2 protein-coding genes and 1 pseudogene are annotated in these 2,586 nt (G+C 38.4%); 2 read left to right on the forward strand and 1 reads right to left on the reverse strand.

Annotated elements, in window-relative coordinates:
• Positions 1-95: 95 nt before the first annotated feature.
• The gene (locus BN338_RS08245; protein ID WP_039760914.1) at positions 96-650 is read right to left on the reverse strand and encodes a c-type cytochrome; all 555 of its coding nucleotides are present in this window, start codon (positions 648-650) and stop codon (positions 96-98) included.
• A 103-nt stretch (positions 651-753) separates the two neighbouring features.
• Here BN338_RS08245 and BN338_RS08250 point away from each other — a divergent pair, with 103 nt between their 5' ends.
• Both BN338_RS08250 and BN338_RS08255 read left to right on the forward strand, forming a co-directional pair.
• Entirely contained in the window at positions 754-1,485 is a 732-nt protein-coding gene (locus BN338_RS08250) for a 3-deoxy-manno-octulosonate cytidylyltransferase (RefSeq protein ID WP_039760916.1), read from the forward strand.
• Positions 1,482-2,344 (forward strand): annotated as a pseudogene (locus BN338_RS08255) (prephenate dehydratase). The gene BN338_RS08250 and the pseudogene BN338_RS08255 overlap by 4 nt, the downstream one beginning before the upstream one ends.
• Positions 2,345-2,586 lie beyond the last annotated feature (242 nt).

Here is a 2,586-nt window from a genome sequence, read left to right on the forward strand (position 1 = left end):
TAAAAAAATGCATTGCTCCCCATTACAAATAAAAGTTGAAAAAACAATCTTTCTAAAGTGATTTACTTCCTAGAGAGTTTCTCTTGTGTCTGACTTTATTTGCCTTCTTTATTGTCCATTGGCAAAGGGACAGGATGATCAGATAGACTACGTAAATAAAGCAAAAGATCAGCACGATCTTGATCATTTTTAATTCCACGGAAAGACATAATGGTCCCAGGAAACGCTTCACGTGGAGAACGTAGATAACGATCTAACGTTACAAAATCCCATTTTTGATCAGAATGCGCACGCAATGCCCGTGAATACGCAAAACCTGCGGCAGCTGCCAAAGGGCGGTCAACAATTTCCCAAAGAACTGGACCAACGCGTCCTGCTTGATTGCGTCCAGAAGTATGGCATATGGCACATTGACGAAAAATTTTACGCCCATTTTCAAAATTGCCTTGTTGAAGGCGGCTATTTAATGATATTGAACTATCAGATTCTTTCTGTTTTTTTGGGGGTGTATCATTCTTGGTAACTGCGTGATAATATTGGACTGATCTAGAATGATCGTAAAATATATCGCTGAGTGTGGAAATTCCTACAACAATAACCAGCACACATAAACAAGCGCCAATAAAATAGATAGCTTTCCAACGATTCATAAAAACTCAAATGTTCACGGTTTCATTACCATTTTTAGTATAATTTTTTCTTTATAACACACAACATCATAAATGCAGCACAGACGACGTTTGGAATCTTGCAATGGCTCTTGAACCGATTATTCTTATTCCTGCCCGTATGGGATCAACCCGCCTTCCTCAAAAAGCTCTTGCTGAAATCAGTGGAAAGCCGATGATTGTTCATGTCGCAGAACAAGCCCAAAAAGCAGCAATAGGGCGTACGATCGTTGCAACAGATCACAATGATATCGCCAAAGCTGTTGCAGAGTATGGGCACGAATATATCATAACACGAGGTGATCATAAGTCTGGATCTGATCGCATTTATGAAGCTTTAATGCGTATTGATCCTGAACAACGCTACAATGCTATTTTAAATATACAAGGTGACCTCCCAACGATAATGCCTCGTGAAATCATTCATGCATTACGTCCTTTAGAAAATAGCTTTACTGATATAGCAACCCTGGGTTCTCAAATCATGGAAGAAAGTGAAAAAAGAGATCCCAATGTTGTCAAAATCATTGGGACACCGCTTTCTCAAAATCGTCTTCGTGCTCTTTATTTCACTCGTACCACAGCTCCCTATGGAGATGGCCCTCTTTATCATCATATTGGAATATACGCCTATCGGCGCGAAGCACTTGAAAAATTTGTATCATTCAAACCCTCTACACTCGAGATGCGTGAAAAACTTGAACAATTACGTGCATTAGAGCATAATATGCGTATCGATGTGGAAATAGTCGATACAATTCCTTTAGGTGTAGACACACAACGTGATCTCGAGAGAGTACGTAAGATTTTAGCATGAAAACACTCAAAAAAACCAATAAAATCTCTTTCCAAGGAGAATACGGAGCTAATTCTCATATTGCTTGCTCCAATATGTTCCCCAGTATGGATGCTGTGCCCTCTGCTACTTTTGAAGACGCTCTTAATTTGGTGGAAAATGGGAAAGCTGATCTTGCTATGATCCCGATTGAAAATACTCTTGCTGGACGCGTTGCAGACATTCATCATCTTTTACCACAATCATCTCTTTATATTATTGATGAATATTTTTTACCTATCCATTTTCAATTAATGGTTTTGCCTGGCGTTACTCATGACGAAATTAAAACCGTCCACAGTCATACGCATGCCCTTGCACAATGCCGAAAAATCATACGAAACAATGGTTGGAAACCTGTTGTTTCTGCCGACACCGCTGGAGCTGCAAAATTTATAAAAAAAGTGCTCAACGTTCACAAGCAGCCTTAGCACCTTTGATCGCAGCAGAACTCTACGGGCTTGATATCCTTGAAAGAGATGTTGAAGATAACTCTCATAATATTACTCGTTTTGTCATCCTTTCACGATCCAAACGGCATGTCCCCAAACCTACAAATGGCGAAAAAATTATCACCAGTCTTCTTTTTCGAGTACGCAATGTCCCCGCTGCTCTCTATAAGGCTATGGGAGGATTTGCAACAAATGGTATCAATATGACAAAATTAGAAAGCTATCAAATCGGTGGAAATTTCAATGCGACACAATTCTTTGTTGATATTGAAGGACATCCTGAAGATCCCATGATGAAACTCGCCTTAGAAGAATTGTCTTTCTTTTCTGCTGAATTGCGTATTATAGGTACTTATCCAGCACAAAATGATCGAACATCATATATATAAAAGTAACAAAACCACCAGCATTTTTCGCTGATATCGAAGAATATTCTAAAAATTCTATGATGTAATGTGTCCTGGAAAACTCGTTTTTTTTATGCTAAATGCGCTTCATCATAAATGCTAAAGCAGAAAAAGAGCAATAACATCCAATAACGGAGTATAAATTACTCAGATAATATTTTTTGACAAATTACATTATGATAAACAGCAATTCAATGCGTACAAAAACCTATGTGAAGAAATAC

Origin of the sequence: Bartonella queenslandensis AUST/NH15, assembly GCF_000312585.1 — a bacterium.
Classification (GTDB): Bacteria; Pseudomonadota; Alphaproteobacteria; order Rhizobiales; family Rhizobiaceae; genus Bartonella; species Bartonella queenslandensis_A.

What these genes read in the sequence shown, in the direction of transcription:
- BN338_RS08245 (WP_039760914.1), bottom strand. Translation starts at nt 650, where the DNA reads ATGAATCGTTGGAAAGCTATCTATTTTATTGGCGCTTGTTTATGTGTG.
- BN338_RS08250 (WP_039760916.1), top strand. Translation starts at nt 754, where the DNA reads ATGGCTCTTGAACCGATTATTCTTATTCCTGCCCGTATGGGATCAACC.